This window comes from Anaerococcus porci (genome assembly GCF_009696575.1).
Classification (GTDB): Bacteria; Bacillota; Clostridia; order Tissierellales; family Peptoniphilaceae; genus Anaerococcus; species Anaerococcus porci.
The window spans coordinates 58,609-73,752 of the sequence record NZ_VULQ01000006.1 but is presented as its reverse complement, the minus strand read 5'-3'; the positions used below and the strand labels follow the sequence as shown (position 1 = coordinate 73,752).

Annotated in this window: 22 protein-coding genes and 1 pseudogene; 1 reads left to right on the top strand and 22 read right to left on the bottom strand. The window is 30.7% G+C overall.

What is annotated here, in order from left to right; all coding sequences use genetic code 11:
* Positions 1-6 precede the first annotated feature (6 nt).
* From rplN to FYJ26_RS06000, 14 genes are all read right to left on the bottom strand, one after another.
* Positions 7-375: a 50S ribosomal protein L14 gene (gene rplN / locus FYJ26_RS06065; RefSeq protein WP_154540667.1), complete on the bottom strand. Its 369-nt coding sequence runs from the start codon at positions 373-375 to the stop codon at positions 7-9.
* Positions 376-394: 19 nt separating this feature from the next.
* Entirely contained in the window at positions 395-655 is a 261-nt protein-coding gene (gene rpsQ, locus FYJ26_RS06060; RefSeq protein WP_154540665.1) for a 30S ribosomal protein S17, read from the bottom strand.
* Between the two features lie 4 nt (positions 656-659).
* Positions 660-866 (bottom strand): 50S ribosomal protein L29, encoded by a 207-nt coding sequence (gene rpmC / locus FYJ26_RS06055; protein ID WP_154540663.1) that lies wholly within the window; start codon positions 864-866, stop codon positions 660-662.
* The gene (gene rplP, locus FYJ26_RS06050) at positions 866-1,297 is read right to left on the bottom strand and encodes a 50S ribosomal protein L16 (protein ID WP_154540661.1); all 432 of its coding nucleotides are present in this window, start codon (positions 1,295-1,297) and stop codon (positions 866-868) included. Before rplP ends, rpmC begins: the two co-directional genes overlap by 1 nt.
* Positions 1,298-1,326: 29 nt before the next feature.
* Complete coding sequence (gene rpsC, locus FYJ26_RS06045) at positions 1,327-2,055, bottom strand: 30S ribosomal protein S3 (RefSeq protein ID WP_154540659.1); 729 nt, start codon at positions 2,053-2,055, stop codon at positions 1,327-1,329.
* Position 2,056: 1 nt separating this feature from the next.
* Entirely contained in the window at positions 2,057-2,404 is a 348-nt protein-coding gene (rplV, locus tag FYJ26_RS06040; protein WP_154540657.1) for a 50S ribosomal protein L22, read from the bottom strand.
* A gap of 10 nt (positions 2,405-2,414) precedes the next feature.
* Complete coding sequence (gene rpsS, locus FYJ26_RS06035) at positions 2,415-2,702, bottom strand: 30S ribosomal protein S19 (RefSeq protein ID WP_154540655.1); 288 nt, start codon at positions 2,700-2,702, stop codon at positions 2,415-2,417.
* Between the two features lie 9 nt (positions 2,703-2,711).
* Entirely contained in the window at positions 2,712-3,545 is an 834-nt protein-coding gene (gene rplB / locus FYJ26_RS06030) for a 50S ribosomal protein L2 (RefSeq protein ID WP_154540653.1), read from the bottom strand.
* An 11-nt stretch (positions 3,546-3,556) separates the two neighbouring features.
* Positions 3,557-3,850, bottom strand: a complete 294-nt coding sequence (gene rplW / locus FYJ26_RS06025; protein ID WP_154540651.1) for a 50S ribosomal protein L23 — start codon at positions 3,848-3,850, stop codon at positions 3,557-3,559.
* Positions 3,850-4,473 (bottom strand): 50S ribosomal protein L4, encoded by a 624-nt coding sequence (gene rplD, locus FYJ26_RS06020; protein WP_154540649.1) that lies wholly within the window; start codon positions 4,471-4,473, stop codon positions 3,850-3,852. The genes rplW and rplD overlap by 1 nt, the downstream gene beginning before the upstream one ends.
* A 13-nt stretch (positions 4,474-4,486) precedes the next feature.
* The gene (gene rplC / locus FYJ26_RS06015; RefSeq protein WP_154540647.1) at positions 4,487-5,116 is read right to left on the bottom strand and encodes a 50S ribosomal protein L3; all 630 of its coding nucleotides are present in this window, start codon (positions 5,114-5,116) and stop codon (positions 4,487-4,489) included.
* 65 nt (positions 5,117-5,181) lie between these two features.
* Positions 5,182-5,490 (bottom strand): 30S ribosomal protein S10, encoded by a 309-nt coding sequence (gene rpsJ, locus FYJ26_RS06010; protein ID WP_154540645.1) that lies wholly within the window; start codon positions 5,488-5,490, stop codon positions 5,182-5,184.
* A 376-nt stretch (positions 5,491-5,866) separates the two neighbouring features.
* The gene (locus tag FYJ26_RS06005; protein WP_154540643.1) at positions 5,867-6,517 is read right to left on the bottom strand and encodes a Crp/Fnr family transcriptional regulator; all 651 of its coding nucleotides are present in this window, start codon (positions 6,515-6,517) and stop codon (positions 5,867-5,869) included.
* 134 nt (positions 6,518-6,651) lie between these two features.
* The gene (locus FYJ26_RS06000; RefSeq protein ID WP_154540641.1) at positions 6,652-7,212 is read right to left on the bottom strand and encodes a GNAT family N-acetyltransferase; all 561 of its coding nucleotides are present in this window, start codon (positions 7,210-7,212) and stop codon (positions 6,652-6,654) included.
* Positions 7,213-7,436: 224 nt separating this feature from the next.
* Between FYJ26_RS06000 and FYJ26_RS05995 the strand changes: the two genes are divergently transcribed.
* Complete coding sequence (locus FYJ26_RS05995; RefSeq protein ID WP_154540639.1) at positions 7,437-7,889, top strand: hypothetical protein; 453 nt, start codon at positions 7,437-7,439, stop codon at positions 7,887-7,889.
* A 370-nt stretch (positions 7,890-8,259) separates the two neighbouring features.
* On the opposite strand, the gene FYJ26_RS05990 is transcribed toward FYJ26_RS05995, so the two are convergent.
* From FYJ26_RS05990 to FYJ26_RS05960, 8 genes and pseudogenes are all read right to left on the bottom strand, one after another.
* A complete protein-coding gene (locus FYJ26_RS05990; protein ID WP_154540637.1) occupies positions 8,260-9,297 on the bottom strand; it encodes a 3-hydroxyisobutyryl-CoA hydrolase in 1,038 nt (345 codons plus the stop codon).
* 273 nt (positions 9,298-9,570) lie between these two features.
* Positions 9,571-10,188 (bottom strand): MurR/RpiR family transcriptional regulator, encoded by a 618-nt coding sequence (locus tag FYJ26_RS05985; RefSeq protein ID WP_229771219.1) that lies wholly within the window; start codon positions 10,186-10,188, stop codon positions 9,571-9,573.
* Between the two features lie 21 nt (positions 10,189-10,209).
* Positions 10,210-10,377: pseudogene (locus FYJ26_RS11245) on the bottom strand (MurR/RpiR family transcriptional regulator); the annotation flags it as partial.
* A 46-nt stretch (positions 10,378-10,423) separates the two neighbouring features.
* A complete protein-coding gene (locus FYJ26_RS05980) occupies positions 10,424-11,317 on the bottom strand; it encodes an ROK family protein (RefSeq protein WP_154540635.1) in 894 nt (297 codons plus the stop codon).
* Positions 11,318-11,383: 66 nt separating this feature from the next.
* Positions 11,384-11,833: a YhcH/YjgK/YiaL family protein gene (locus FYJ26_RS05975; RefSeq protein WP_154540633.1), complete on the bottom strand. Its 450-nt coding sequence runs from the start codon at positions 11,831-11,833 to the stop codon at positions 11,384-11,386.
* Between the two features lie 13 nt (positions 11,834-11,846).
* Positions 11,847-13,355, bottom strand: coding sequence for a sodium:solute symporter family protein (locus tag FYJ26_RS05970; RefSeq protein WP_154540631.1), 1,509 nt, complete (start codon positions 13,353-13,355; stop codon positions 11,847-11,849).
* 11 nt (positions 13,356-13,366) lie between these two features.
* Positions 13,367-14,287: a dihydrodipicolinate synthase family protein gene (locus tag FYJ26_RS05965; RefSeq protein WP_154540629.1), complete on the bottom strand. Its 921-nt coding sequence runs from the start codon at positions 14,285-14,287 to the stop codon at positions 13,367-13,369.
* A 16-nt stretch (positions 14,288-14,303) separates the two neighbouring features.
* Positions 14,304-15,011, bottom strand: coding sequence for an N-acetylmannosamine-6-phosphate 2-epimerase (locus tag FYJ26_RS05960; protein ID WP_154540627.1), 708 nt, complete (start codon positions 15,009-15,011; stop codon positions 14,304-14,306).
* Positions 15,012-15,144 lie beyond the last annotated feature (133 nt).

Genomic DNA, 15,144 nt, shown 5'->3' with positions numbered 1-15,144 from the left:
ATCCTCCTATAATACTTCCGGTGCAAGTGAGATAATTCTCATGAAACCTTCATGACGAAGTTCTCTTGTTACTGGCCCGAATATACGAGTTCCTACAGGTGTTTTATCGTCTTTTACGATTACTGCCGCATTATCATCAAATTTGATTGATGATCCGTCACTTCTTTTAACACCTCTTGATGTTCTAACTATAACCGCTTTAACAACTTCACCTTTTTTTACCGCTCCACCGGGTGTTGCACTTTTAACTGAACAAGTAACTATGTCCCCAATGTTTGCGTATCTTCTTCCGGCTCCACCAAGAACTTTGATAACTAAAAGTTCTCTTGCTCCGGAGTTATCTGCTACTCTCATACGAGATTCTTGTTGTATCATAATAATCTCCTTTACCTAATTAAGCACGAACTGCAGTTTCGTTAATTTTAACTAGTCTCCATCTTTTTGTCTTAGATAATGGTCTAGTTTCCATTATGGTTACAGTATCGCCTACTTTAGCTTCATTGTTCTCATCGTGAGCTTTATATTTCTTACTTACACTTAGTCTTTTTTTGTATACAGGATGTTGGATTTTTGTTTCAACTTTTACAGTTATTGTCTTATCCATACTATCTGATACAACTACTCCTTGAACGGATCTTCTACTATTTCTTTCCATCAAGTTAAGCCTCCTTATTTATATTGAGCTTTCTCTCTGTTTGGATTGTTTTTACTCTAGCTATATCTCTTTTAACATTTCCAATAGCAGCTGGGTTTTCAAGTTGACCTGTAGCCAATTGGAAACGAAGATTAAATAATTCAGATTGTAAATCGAAAAGTTTTTTATTTAATTCGCTATCACTTAATTTTCTGATTTCTACTGCTTTCATTAAGCTTCCTCCACTTCTTTGACTTCAAGCCTTTTAACAAATTTTGTCTTGATTGGTAGCTTTTGTGCAGCAAGTCTCATAGCTTCTCTTGCAACTTCTTCATTAACACCACTCATTTCAAACAAAATTCTACCTGGTTTGACTACCGCTACCCAATATTCAGGAGCACCCTTACCAGAACCCATTCTTACTTCGGCTGGCTTCTTTGAAACTGGCTTGTCTGGAAATACTTTAATCCAAATATTTCCGCCTCTTTTTATATATCTTGTCATAGCACGTCTTGCAGCCTCAATTTGATTTGCTGTAAGCCATGTACTACCTATTGCTTGTAATCCGTATTCACCATAAGCAAGTGTATTACCCTTTTGGGCTTTACCTTTCATTCTTCCCCTATGTTGTCTACGATATTTAACTCTTTTAGGCATTAACATAATCTTGTTTCCTCCTTGAGATAATAATCTTATCTATCGTTATTTCTATTATTAGGACGTCTTCTTCTGTTTTTTCTGTTGTTTTGGTTTGGTTTTTTTATCTTTGGTTGTCTTGGAGCTTTTTCTCCTGGAAGAATTTCTCCTCTATTAATCCAAACTTTACATCCTATTTTACCGTATTGTGTATCTGCTTCTGCAAAACCGTAGTCAACATCTGCTCTTAGTGTTTGAAGAGGAACTTTACCTTCGTTGTATCCTTCGCTTCTAGCCATATCAGCTCCACCAAGTCTTCCAGATACTTGAGTTTTTATACCTACAGCTCCAGCTCTCATTGTTCTTTGAACTGCTTGTTTCATTGCACGTCTGAATGTTATACGGTTCTCAAGTTGTGCTGCAATGTTTTCTGCAACTAATTGTGCATCAACATCTTGGTTTTTAATTTCTTCTACATTGATGATTACTCTTTTGCCTGTAGCTATTTTCTCAACTTTGTTTTTAAGTTCTTCTACTCCAGAGCCACCTTTTCCTATAACCATTCCTGGTTTTCCTGTGTAGATAGATATTTTGATGTTGTTTACTGCTCTTTCAATTTCAATATCAGAAATTCCTGCATCATAAACTTCTTTTTTGATTAATTTTCTTATTTTCTGATCTTCAACTAAAAGATCAGAAAAGTCTTTTTTTTCTGCAAACCACTTTGAGTCCCATTCTTTTATAACTCCAACTCTAAAGCCTTTTGGATTTACTTTTTGACCCATATTATGCCTCCTCTGTTTCTAATTCTGTAAGAACTACACCTATATGAGATGATCTCTTAAGGATTGGATAAGCTGCACCCTTAGCTTTAGGTCTCCATCTTTTCATAGTTGGAGCATCATTAGCGAAGGCTTTTTTTACAAATAAGTTATCTCTTGATAATCCATTATTATTCTCAGCGTTTGCTATTGCACTTTTTAGCACATCTGAAAGTAGTTTAGCACCTTTTTTGTTAGTAAATCTAAGAATTGTAAGTGCTTCATCTACTTGTTTACCTCTAATTTCTCTGCATATATAATTAACTTTAAGAGGAGATATTCTTACATATTTAGCTGTTGCTTTGACTTCCATTTATACTCTCCTAACTTAATCTTGATTTTAATTCAGTTGCTTTTTTAGCATGGCCTCTGAATGTTCTTGTTGGAACAAACTCTCCAAGTTTGTGGCCTACCATGTCTTCTGTTATATAGATTGGCACGTGTTTTCTACCATCGTGAACTGCTATAGTATGTTCTACAAATTCTGGAAATATTGTTGAACGTCTTGACCAAGTTTTTATAACCTTTTTGTCATTTTTTTCATTTAAAGCTTCTACTTTTTTCATTAAATGTTCATCGACAAAAGGTCCCTTTTTTAAAGATCTTGCCATTAAATCCCCCTATTTTTCGTTTCTTCTTCTTACAATGTATTTAGAAGATTTGTTTTTCTTTTTTCTTGTTTTAAGACCAAGTGCTGGTTTACCCCATGGTGTAGATGGTGCTGGTCTACCTACTGGTGTTCTACCTTCACCACCTCCGTGTGGATGGTCTACTGGGTTCATTGCTGATCCTCTTACATGTGGTCTTTGACCCATATATCTAGTCTTACCAGCCTTACCTACTCTTACAAGTTCGTGTTCTATGTTTCCAACCATCCCGATTGTAGCTTTACAATTGTTGTGGATTAGTCTTGTTTCACCACTTGGTAATTTAACTGTTGCAAATCTTCCTTCTTTAGCCATAAGTTGAGCAGAAACTCCCGCACTTCTTACTAGGATTGCTCCTCTTCCAGCCTTAAGTTCGATATTATGAATCATTGTACCTACTGGGATATCTTTAAGCTCAAGTGCATTACCTGGCTTGATATCAGCTTCGGATCCACTTTCTACAACATCTCCTACTTTAAGATTTCTTGGAGCAAGAATATATCTTTTTTCTCCATCAGCATATGATAGTAGGGCAATATTTGCTGATCTATTTGGATCATATTCTATTGCTTTTACTGTTGCTGGTATATTATCTTTATTTCTTTTAAAATCAATAATTCTATATTTTCTCTTAGCTCCACCACCTCTATGGCGAACTGTAATTCTACCAGTATTGTTTCTACCACCCTTTTTCTTTAAATCGGTAAGTAAAGATTTTTCTGGTTGTTTTTTTGTAATCTCATCAAATGTCAAAACAGACATATTTCTGTGTCCGTTTGAAGTTGGTTTAAGTTTTCTTATAGGCATTTAAATCCTCCCTACATTCCGTCGAAGTATTCAATTGCTGCAGAATCTTCAGTTAAAGTAACATAAGCTTTCTTCCAATCTGCTTTTTTACCATAACCATATCTAGTTCTAACTTTTTTACCAGTAAAGTTTAAAGTTCTCACTTTTTCTACTTTTACTCCGTCAAAGATAGATTCAATAGCTTCTTTGATTTCTGCTTTGTTAGCATTTTTGTCTACTTCAAAAGTGTATTTATTATCTTCAAGTAATTCCATACTTTTTTCAGTAATTATTGGTCTTTTTACTATATAGTAAGGTGACTTCATTATTTAAATACCTCCTCAAGTTTTGCAATTGCATCTTTTGTAATTACAAGTTTATCATGTCTTAATAAATCATATACATTGATTAGGTTTGCTTTTTCTACATCAACACCTTCAATATTTCTAAATGATTTATAAATTTTGTCATCATTTTCTGCTATAACAACATAGGCTTTACTATTTGCATCTATGTTATTTAAGATTGTTTTTGCTTCCTTAGTTTTGTATGAATCAAGTTTTAAGTCATCTAAAACAACCAATTCATTTTCATTAACTTTTGAAGTTAAAACTGAGTAAAGAGCTTTTCTTCTCATTTTCTTAGGAATTTTGTAGCTATAGTCTCTTGGCTTTGGTGCAAATACAATTCCACCGCCTGTATAATGAGGAGCTCTTATAGATCCTTGTCTAGCTCTACCTGTTCCCTTTTGTCTAAATGGCTTTCTTCCACCACCTCTTACTTCTGCACGAGTCTTAGCGGATTGTGTGCCTTGTCTTTTATTAGCTAGTTGGTTTTTAACTGTGTCATAAACAGCATTTTCAGCGATTTCTGCTGCGAAAAGAGTTTCGTTTAACTCGATTTCACCAATATTTTCTCCCTTAATATTTAAAACTTCTACTTTAGGCATTTATTCCTCCTTATTATAGGCTCTTTGTAGCTTGTTTAACTTGAACAAGTCCACCTTTTGGTCCTGGAACAGCGCCTTTAACTAGGATGTAGCTGTCTTCTGTATTAACCTTAACAATTTTTAGGTTTTGAACTGTCACACGTTCATTACCCATCTTTCCAGAGCCTTTTCTACCTTTGAACACTCTAGCTGGGTCAGAACCTGCAGCTCTTGCACCTGCTACCCTGTGTGATTTAGAACCGTGGCTTGCTGGTCCTCTTCCATAGTTCCATCTTTTTATGGCACCTTGAGTTCCTTTACCTTTTGAAGTGGCTGTAATATCAACCAATTCACCTTCTTTAAAGATATCTACTGATATTGTTTCCCCAGGATTAAGTTCTGATTTTTCATCAAGTCTTATTTCCTTTAAGAATCTCTTGTAAGAAACTTCTGCTTTGTCAAAGTGTCCTTTAATAGGTTTTTTAACATTTTTTTCTTTTTTGTTTAAATATCCAACTTGGATAGCATTGTAACCATCAACATCTTCTGATTTCACTTGTACTACTACATTATCATCAGCCTTAAGTACAGTTACAGGTGTCACTATGCCATCTTCGTTGATGACTTGAGTCATGCCTATTTTTGTTGTAAATATACTCTTCATTTGAGTACCTCCTTAATTACAGCGGATTGATCCAAAATATTTTGGAAAATCTTCAATCATTCTAATTACAGTTTTATCTCTATATCAACACCAGCTGGTAGATTTAATTTCTTTAAAGAATCTAAAGTCTTTGCATTTGGTCCAATGATGTCGATTAATCTTTTGTGTGTTCTTTGTTCAAACTGTTCTCTTGAGTCTTTGTATTTGTGAACCGCACGAAGAATTGTTATTATTTCTTTCTCTGTTGGCAATGGGATTGGTCCACTTACTTGTGCTCCTGATCTTTTTACCGCTTCTACGATTTTTTCTGCTGAGCTATCAATTATTTCATGATCATATGCTCTTAGTCTAATTCTTATCTTTTGATTAGCCATTTTTCCTCCTTTTGATGTGCCACCCATCCGGGCGTTTAATTATATTTGGAAAGCACTAGAGATTCTTCTCTAGCTTGCTTGGTGAAAATTACCTTCCACATCTGGCCTAAGTGTGAAAGCAACCTCCCACTTCATAGCACTTGAATATAATACAACAAATTCTAGAAAAAATCAAATATTTTGTTATTTTTCTAATATTTTTTAATCTCTTTAGAATCTACCATATCAATCTTTTTTATTATATATTGTTTTTAAGTTTTTTTCAAATTATTTTTCAATTTTTTTCTTTTATTTTTTAATCTAATAAATTTTCTTTCCTTTTATATTATATGGATATATAGGCATTAAAAATTCATTATATAAGTAGATATTTATACTAATATATCAAGTTCTCCAAAATATTCTTTTTTAGTATAAAAATTTCCTTTTTATCTACTTTTATAATACCCTCATCCATCATTTTAGAAAGTTCCCTAGAAAGTGACGGTCTTGTTGTTGAAAGAAAGTCTGCAAGCTCTTCTCTGGTCTGATTTAATATTACCTTATTATCTTTTTCTTCAAGTAATAGGAAATTTCCTATCTTTTGTCTTAAAGTAAATTGAGTATTGATTTGATTTTTTTGACTAAGGACAAGACACTTTTTACTAAGTAGGTCTATATAATTTAGTAAAAATGACTTGGGCATAGCTTTATTAATTATATTTCTAAAATTTTTTATATGAAAAACTTTAGATTCTTTTTGGCAAAGTGCCGAAAAGTCATACGGAACCTTAAGATAGGCGTAGACTTCTCCAAAAATACCTTTATTATTAAAGGTTTGAATTATTGATCTTTTTCCATTCGAATCAAATTTTGCAACTAAAATTGACCCCTCCTTTAAGTAATAAAGATCGTTTTTAATCTCTCCTTGCTCAAATATATAAGAATCTTTTGGATATCTTACTTCTACTATATCTATATTATCTTCTAAAATCTTAAGATCATCTTGACTTAAGTTTTCAAAAAGTGGTATTTCTCTTAAATTCATTTTTCACCTCTGATATTTTTTACCCAATTCAAGACTAAAACACTAAAATTAAACACTAGTATTTTTTCAAAAATCCTTAATAATTTTTTGTATTTTAAAAGCTAAATAATGGACTAAAATATTCCATTATATTTTTATTCTTTATTGAAATATTCTTCAGCTAGCAAACTATACATCGAAGCATCAACTATTCCTTTGTTACTCCAATCAGCCTTCCTTAATGTGCCCTCAAAGGTCAATCCAGATTTTCGCATTACTTTTCCAGAATTTGGATTATTGGGATCATGCTGTGACTCAATTCTTTGGACCTTAACTTGCTCAAATAGAAAAGGAATAATAGCTTTTAAAGCTTCACTAGTAATGCCTTTATTCCACCATTTACTTCCAATTGCATATCCAATATGAACCATATTTGTTTTTTCATTCATATCTACAACAGAAATCGAACCAATTGGCTCACAAATTTCTTTTAATACAATTGCCCGCTGATAGAATTTCTTATTTTTATAACTAGATATCCAATCTTCAATTACTCTCTTTGTAATAATTTTATCTTCATGCCTTGTCCACCTTAAAAATTCAGTCACCTTATCATCATGTGTCCAATTCTTATAAGCAAACTCTACATCATCAATATTGAATTGCCTTAACAGTAGACGATTTGTCTCAATTACAACTGTTCCTTTATGTTCCATAAAAACTCCTTAAATCTATTCCATCTTATAATAAGAACATTTTGAATCTATCTTATAACATTTCTGGGATTTTTAATACATTATATCTTATTCATTTTTCTTGAGCATATTTCTTATTAAATGTTATATCTTTGTCAACTTACACTTAATAATATTTTAAAGATAAGTTAAGGAGCATTATTGATAATTTTCCTTCCTTATTTATATTCTATGAGGGGAATCTTTTGATAACATTTGGTATTTTTCTTATAATAGAGCTTATTGTATTTTTGCTTGTATTTGTACTTGCAGGAATATGGGCAACAAAAAATGCTAATATTGCAGAAACTTTACCTATTTTTTATCTTTTGAATTGGTGTATAAAAATTTTTCTTACGATGTTACCAAGTTTGGCAAGTATATGGGCAATCACTATAATTTTTGATAAAGTAATATTGTCTGTTGGACTAAATATTCTTTTGGTAATTCCAAGTATACTTGTAGCAGCTACTCCACTTAGAATAGTTTATCCATATTGTTATAGTGGTTATTTGGTGTCATGTTCATTATATGATTTTACGTCAACTGGTATAAATAATAATTTTGAATTATTTCCACTTATGCCTATTGCAATTTTTATTTTGGCTTTTGCAATTTTGGTTGCAATAATACAATTTGGAAAAAAAGAAATGAGGTAAAATTTCAATTTATCTTAAACAAACAATACTCATGCAAAAAGTAAAATTACTTTTATACAAAATTTTTCAAGATTAGTAAAGTTCTATTATTAAGAAATTTAATAACAAGGCTATAAGATAAAATTACACAATCTATAAGTTATATAATTAAAAAGGAAGTATAGAAAAATCAAAACTATACTTCCTTTTTATATTTTTACTATAAATTAATCTTTAGTGATTCTGAAATTTATGAAACTATTAATACATATAGAAGAATATTTTAATTTCAGGATAATGAATAAAATCATAGCTGTTAAATATTTGTAATAAATCCAATCCTAACGAATTTCTATTAAAAAGGATATACAATCGCATATCCCCCCAATTTTCATTCAATTATCAAAAGCTCTTTTACCTCACTATCATCAACATCTAAGAGGTTTTTGCTTGGCCAGTTTGGTTTATCTTCTTTGTCTATTATTTGAATTCTTATTCCTTCTTGGATATAAGCTTTTTTTATAGCATAGTTTATTATTTTTAAATCTAGGTTATAAGTTTCTTCTTGACTTATTTCTTTTCCTAGAAAATATTTTTCAAATTGTACCTTTAACATAAATGGTGAGCACTTTTTTATATTTTCAAGTGTCTTTTTGGCAAAGTCATTATCTTGATTTTCCTCAAGTTCTTTTATTATCTCTTCAATACTTTCTTTTTTAAAGTATTTTTCTATTTTTTCTTTATTTTTGTAATTTTCAGTTTCCTTAAGCTCTTTTGCATATTTTGATGCTTCTTTTTTAAATTCTTCCAAAAGTTTCTCAGCTTCATATTTTTCTGAAATTTCAAATAGTTTTTCTATTAGACTTTCATAAGAATTTTTATCTATTAATATATGGGCTATATTATATTTAACTAAGTCATCTGGAAAAAGCCTTGCTCCTATAAGTCCTACGTACTGTCCTAATGCTTGAGGTAGTTTTGAAATGTGTTTTCCTACTCCCACATCTGGAACAAATCCTAATCTTGTTTCTGGCATAGCCCAATTTACTGTTTGATCGGTTATTATAAAGTCTGAGTTTATTGTAAGTCCTACTCCACCACCCATAGTTACTCCGAACCAATGGCTTATAATTGGTTTTTTGTAGTTTAGAACATACTTGTCAAGGTCAAACTCTTCTACAAAGAACCTATCCTTATCATAAAGCTCTTTATCTATAATATCTTCATAGATTTCTTTTAGATCTCCACCAGCTGAAAATCCTTTTTCTACTTTTGAGTCAAATAATATGGCTCTTATATTATCATTATTTTCCCATTTTTCCATGGTGTTTTTTATATCTTTCACCATTTTTTTATCTAATGCATTTAATTTTTCTGCTTTATCTAAGTAGATTATGCCTATCTTATTTTTTATTTTTTCTATTATCATAAATTCTCCTTTTTATTAAGATATTTGATTAATAAAAAAAGTCAATATTTTTTTGATAATTCTTATCAATATTTATTTTAAATAATTTATGAAATTTTAATAATTAAGATTTTAGTTGGTAGCTAAAGTTAGGATATAACTTTCTAATTTCCCTATAAGTTTATAATTTACTAGGAATAATTTAAAACTTTTGCAATCTTTCCTTTATACTTATTTTACCAATTTAATATTGTAAAATACCAAATAATATTATTGATAATCTAGTTGTATTATTTATAGGTCATTTTCTTCTTTTTCTATCTTTATATTTAAAGCTCTTAATGTATCATCATGTAATTTTTCTTTTTTGTTTTTGTCTTCTTTTACAAAATATGAATAAATCAAATCTACCATTACTGATATTGGAAACTGAGGACTTATAACGTTACCATGGTTTAGGTGAATTAGAGATGGAACAAGTATTACCTCATCACAATAATTCTTATATGCTTTTTTATTTTGAGATGTTATAAGAACTGTTTTTGCATTTTTCTTGTGGGCTTCAAACAAGTAATATAGTACTTCTTCAGTATTTCCACTTATACTAAGACCTATAGCTAGAGAGTTTTCATTATGAAAGATTGATCTCATTTTCATCTGGTCTGAGTCTGTAATAGAGTCAATATTTACACCTATTCTCATAAATCTAAGTTCCATTTCATTTGCTGCAAGTCCTGATGAGCCTTTTCCACAAACAAAGACTTTTTCTACTGTATTTAAATAATTGATTATTCTTTTTATTTGATTTTCATCAACTAAACTATAAGTTTTGTTTAATAGTTCCTGGTATGTGTTTAGTACTTGACTTATATTTCCTGTTACATCTTGTTCTTTTTCTACAAAGTCTTCCAAATATTGATAAATGAATTCTCTATATCCTCTAAAACCACATTTTTGAGAAAATCTTGATAGAGACGCTTGTGATACAAACAGTTTATCAGCGAGATCTTTGGATGAAAATTTTTGCTTTTTGTTGTTATGTATGAAAAAATCTGCTATATTTTTTTCAACATCTGTAAAGTTATCATAGTTTGATTCTATTATTTCAACTACTGATTTTATATAGTATCCTATAGCATCCTCCTTGCTATTGATTTATCCTCTTGAAATTATAGTAAGCTCCTAACATTCCCGCACTATTTTTATGTTTTGCAAATTTTAAGCTAAGATGTTTGTATAGTTGCTTTCCAAGATGCTTGGATAGACTAGAGTTTATTCTTTCTTTAAGATAGCCTTCTTGAGCCATGATTCCACCACCAAGTACAACCGTATCTGGATTTAGAACATAGCAAATATTTGAAATTCCTAAAGCAAGCATGTCACACATTTCATCTATTGCTTTTATACAAATTTCATCATTATTCTTTGCAGCTTCAAATACTTTCTTCCCATCCCAATCTTTAGGATTTTCATTTTTTCTTTTAGCAACTTTTTCAACAAGTGCCTTTGCAGAAGCATAATTCTCAAAAGTATCATCTTTTACTTTCATGTATCCTACTTCACAAGCAGAGCCTGATACGCCATGCAGTACTTTACCATTTATTATAGCACAACCGCCTATTCCAGTCCCTATTGTTAAGATTAAGGCTATTTTACTTTTCATGCAGGCTCCTGATTCATATTCAGCAATCCCTGCACAATTAACATCATTTTCTACTTGGCACTCTAATGCAAATTTATCCATTATTGTTTGTTTAAAGTTTATACCAGTATAATTTGGTATAAGTTCTGATGCATGATATATCTCACCTTTTTTGGTATCAACAACACCTGCTGTCGAAATCGAAACTCCTTCTATTTCTTCTTTGCATATTTTTTCTAAGTAAGTCTTTATAATTACTAAAACTTTTTTTAAAATATTTACTCCACCTTTATAGGCCTCAGTTTCTATCTCATTTTTTTCTAAAATATTGCTATTTTCATCAATTATTCCATATTTTATGGCAGTTCCGCCTATATCTATACTAATATATTTCTTCATGATACTTCCTACTTTTTATAATTAAAGAGGCATATGTTTAAAAAACATCTTGCCTCTTTAATTATATTATATTTTTATTTTAAAAATTGCTTTTTTTATTTTTTGAGCTTTTTTATAAGCTATGGCTGTCATGTGCCCATCATTTGGAAAACAGATTAGAAAATCTTCATTGTTTAATATTACGAAGGAATTATTATCTCCTTCTAAAGCTTGATAATCATCTTTTTTAACATATTCTCCAAGTTCTAAATTAGATATAAAGTTTAAATCAATTTGCTCACACCCATCAAGCATAAGGTGTAAATCTAGGTAGTCTTTATGAGCTTCCCAAAAGCTATCTTCCTTATTTTTTGTTTCATATTCAACTATATTTACAAATAATCTGTCACCATCAATTTGATAACTTCCTTTTTCAAAAGTTTTTAAATCATTGTTTTTGGCATAGTCAAAGCATTCTAGTATTTTATTTTCTAAAAATGAATATTCTTTTAGATTTTTAATATTTCCAAATATCATATTTTCTCCCAATCTATTTATATATGGTTGTTTCTTTTGGTGGACTAATTTTGTCTCCTTTTATTTTGTTATAGACTATTGATCCTATAATTCCAACTATTAGTGAAACTACTATTGAAATTATTGAATAAGACCAGAAGGAAATTTTTGCTGGATCTACAAAGTATTTTATATATACCATAACACAACTTGCTGCAATAAAGGCCAAGCTTGCCCCAAATTTATTTGCTATTTTTGTAAATGCACCTAATATAAATGTTCCAACCAATATACCTAGGACAAGGCCCATAAAACCATTAAACCATTCATAAGCTGATTTTATATTACCATTTGCAAGAACCATAGAAACGATTATAGCAAAGATACCCACTATTAGTGATACTCTTTGTCCAATTTTAGTTTGTTTTTCAAAACTTAAGTCTTTTTTACTTATATTGGATTGAACATCTAAAGTCCAACTTGAAGCAACTGAGTTAAGTCCTGTTGAAAGTGTTGATTGGGCTGCTGCATAGATAGCTGCAAGTAAAACTCCTGTAAATCCTACTGGAAGTTCAAATGCAATCCATGATGCATAGATTTGGTCTTGTTGTGCTGCAGGTGGTAGTGGATTTCCTTGTGTTTGATAGAAAACATATAAACCTGTACCTATAAGGTAGAAAACAGTTGCAATAAATATTGATAGACAACCATTAGCTATCATCATCTTGTTTAATTGTTTTGTGTCTGTTGTTGTAGTAAACCTTTGTACTATATCCTGACTTGAAACATATGAACCTACTGTATTTAAACCTGCACCGAAAATTAATAAGAATATACTATCTCTGAATATATTCGCATCAAATATTGGTTGATCTACTGCTAAGAACTTATGATTATTTATAAGCTCATCTGCTATAGTTGAAAATCCTCCATCAATATTGCATAATAGATAGATTAAACCAAAAGTTACACCAAGTAGTAATACTGAACCTTGTATAAAATCTGTCCATAATACTGATTTAAGTCCACCAGTATAAGAATAGATTATAGCTATAATTCCCATTATAATAATAAGTATATTAACATTAATGCCTATAAGTTTTGAAAGCACCATACATGGTAGATACATTATAATTGACATACGTCCTACTTGATAGATTATAAACATTAGTGCACCAAGTATTCTCAAACCTTTGCTATCAAATCTTAGTTCAAGATATTGATAAGCTGTATCTATATCAAGCTTGCTATAAATAGGCAAGAAAAATCTAATAGTAAATGGAATTGCTATCAACATACCTAGTTGAGCAAACCACATTATCCATGTTCCAGCATATGAGTTACCTGGAAGTGATAAAAAGGAAATAGGACTTAAAAGTGTTGCAAATATAGATACTGATGTTACCCACCATGGAATTGTACCATCACCTTTAAAGTATTCTTTGCCCTTCATCTCTTTTTTTGAGAAATGAAGGCCAGCAAATAATACCACCGCTAAATATACTATTAATATAATTAGATCAATTTTAGTAAATCCTTGCATATTATCATCCTTTAATCAATATATTTGTCTCTTGCTTTATTTATCATCTCAGCAGCTTCTTTTGCTATAGACATATCATCTTCAACAAGTCCAGATAGAGGTTTTCTTACACTTCCTATATCTAGATTTTCATCAATCCTAAGTATCTCTTTAATTACTGCATACATATTTCCATGAGCTGAACACATTTTGTAGATTATTTCATCTACATCATATTGGATATCCCTTGCCTTATCTAAATCTTTATTCTTTAAACATTCATCCATTTTTAAGAATAGTTCAGGCATAGCTCCATATGTACCTCCGATAGCTCCCTCTGCTCCTATAATTCTACCTGATATAAACTGTTCATCTGGACCATTGAAAATTACATAGTCATCTCCTGCTTTTTGTTTAAACATTTGAATATCTTGAACTGGCATAGATGAATTCTTTACACCAATAACATTAGGATTTTTTCTCATTTCAGTAAAAAGTGCATCTGTTAAGGCTACACCAGCAAGTTGTGGTATATTATAGATTACAAAATCTGTGTTCTTTGCAGCAGATGAAATATCATTCCAATATTCTGCTATTGAATATTCTGGTAGTCTAAAATAAATTGGTGGTATAGCTGCTATAGCATCTACTCCTAAGCTTTCTGCATGTGCTGCAAGTTCCATTGAATCTTTTGTATTATTACAAGCAACATGAGCTATAACTGTAAGTTTATCCTTAGCCTCTTTCATTACATTTTCAAGAACCGTTTTCTTATCTTCTACACTTTGGTATATACATTCTCCTGAAGATCCATTTACATACACACCCTTAACTTTCTTATCTATAAAATATTTAGTTAATTCTCTTACTCTTTCTGGACTAATTTCACCCTCATCATCATAACATGCATAAAATGCTGGTATAACACCCTTATACTTATCTAAATTTCTCATCATATCCCCCCTTATATTATTTTTTATTAATTTCTTTAATTTCATCTACAAACGCTTTTGTTATTACTTGTGGTCTTGTAATAATAGATCCTACTACTACACTAAAGCATCCAAGTTCAATTACTCTTCTAGCCTTCATAGGAGTATTAATATTGCCCTCAGCTATAACTTCATGTTTTACATTTGCTATAATTTTCCTAATTATTTCAAAATCATTATTTTCTATTTTGTCACCTTTTGATTGGTCTGTATATCCAACTAAAGTTGTTCCTATAAAGTCAAAACCAAGCTTGTCTGCCCTTATAGCTTCATCAACTGTAGAGCAATCCGCCATAAACAGTTGATTTGGATATTTTTTCTTAACTTCTGTGAAAAACTCTTCTATACCAATTCCACCTGGTCTTAAATTCTCTGTTGAATCCATAGCTATAATTTCAACACCACTTTCAACCAAACTATCAACTTCATCCATAGTAGGTGTTATGTATATTTTAGAATCAGCATAGTCTTTTTTAATAATTCCAATTATAGGCAAATCTACTTCTTTTTGTATTTCTTTTATATCTGCGCAAGTGTTTGCCCTAATTCCACTAGCTCCTCCAACTTTTGCAGCCCTAGCCATTCTTCCCATTATAAAAGATGAATGTAGGGGTTCACCTGGAAGTGCTTGACATGATACTATTAACTTATTTCTAATAGAATCTATTTTTTCTCCATAGGTCATGTTAGCCTCCTTACTGATTAAAGTATATACTCCTTTGAATTTTATTTCAATATTTAACTTAATTTAGAAATTAATTTCATTAATTCGAACAAAATGATATCATTTTCCTGTTTTCCTTTATTTTTTCTTGTTT

Bases quoted from the DNA above. Each gene is read 5' to 3' on its own strand.
- rplN (WP_154540667.1), bottom strand. From the start codon at position 375: ATGATACAACAAGAATCTCGTATGAGAGTAGCAGATAACTCCGGAGCA.
- rpsQ (WP_154540665.1), bottom strand. From the start codon at position 655: ATGGAAAGAAATAGTAGAAGATCCGTTCAAGGAGTAGTTGTATCAGAT.
- rpmC (WP_154540663.1), bottom strand. From the start codon at position 866: ATGAAAGCAGTAGAAATCAGAAAATTAAGTGATAGCGAATTAAATAAA.
- rplP (WP_154540661.1), bottom strand. From the start codon at position 1,297: ATGTTAATGCCTAAAAGAGTTAAATATCGTAGACAACATAGGGGAAGA.
- rpsC (WP_154540659.1), bottom strand. From the start codon at position 2,055: ATGGGTCAAAAAGTAAATCCAAAAGGCTTTAGAGTTGGAGTTATAAAA.
- rplV (WP_154540657.1), bottom strand. From the start codon at position 2,404: ATGGAAGTCAAAGCAACAGCTAAATATGTAAGAATATCTCCTCTTAAA.
- rpsS (WP_154540655.1), bottom strand. From the start codon at position 2,702: ATGGCAAGATCTTTAAAAAAGGGACCTTTTGTCGATGAACATTTAATG.
- rplB (WP_154540653.1), bottom strand. From the start codon at position 3,545: ATGCCTATAAGAAAACTTAAACCAACTTCAAACGGACACAGAAATATG.
- rplW (WP_154540651.1), bottom strand. From the start codon at position 3,850: ATGAAGTCACCTTACTATATAGTAAAAAGACCAATAATTACTGAAAAA.
- rplD (WP_154540649.1), bottom strand. From the start codon at position 4,473: ATGCCTAAAGTAGAAGTTTTAAATATTAAGGGAGAAAATATTGGTGAA.
- rplC (WP_154540647.1), bottom strand. From the start codon at position 5,116: ATGAAGAGTATATTTACAACAAAAATAGGCATGACTCAAGTCATCAAC.
- rpsJ (WP_154540645.1), bottom strand. From the start codon at position 5,490: ATGGCTAATCAAAAGATAAGAATTAGACTAAGAGCATATGATCATGAA.
- FYJ26_RS06005 (WP_154540643.1), bottom strand. From the start codon at position 6,517: ATGAATTTAAGAGAAATACCACTTTTTGAAAACTTAAGTCAAGATGAT.
- FYJ26_RS06000 (WP_154540641.1), bottom strand. From the start codon at position 7,212: ATGGAACATAAAGGAACAGTTGTAATTGAGACAAATCGTCTACTGTTA.
- FYJ26_RS05990 (WP_154540637.1), bottom strand. From the start codon at position 9,297: ATGATAATAGAAAAAATAAAAAATAAGATAGGCATAATCTACTTAGAT.
- FYJ26_RS05980 (WP_154540635.1), bottom strand. From the start codon at position 11,317: ATGAAGAAATATATTAGTATAGATATAGGCGGAACTGCCATAAAATAT.
- FYJ26_RS05975 (WP_154540633.1), bottom strand. From the start codon at position 11,833: ATGATATTTGGAAATATTAAAAATCTAAAAGAATATTCATTTTTAGAA.
- FYJ26_RS05970 (WP_154540631.1), bottom strand. From the start codon at position 13,355: ATGCAAGGATTTACTAAAATTGATCTAATTATATTAATAGTATATTTA.
- FYJ26_RS05965 (WP_154540629.1), bottom strand. From the start codon at position 14,287: ATGAGAAATTTAGATAAGTATAAGGGTGTTATACCAGCATTTTATGCA.
- FYJ26_RS05960 (WP_154540627.1), bottom strand. From the start codon at position 15,011: ATGACCTATGGAGAAAAAATAGATTCTATTAGAAATAAGTTAATAGTA.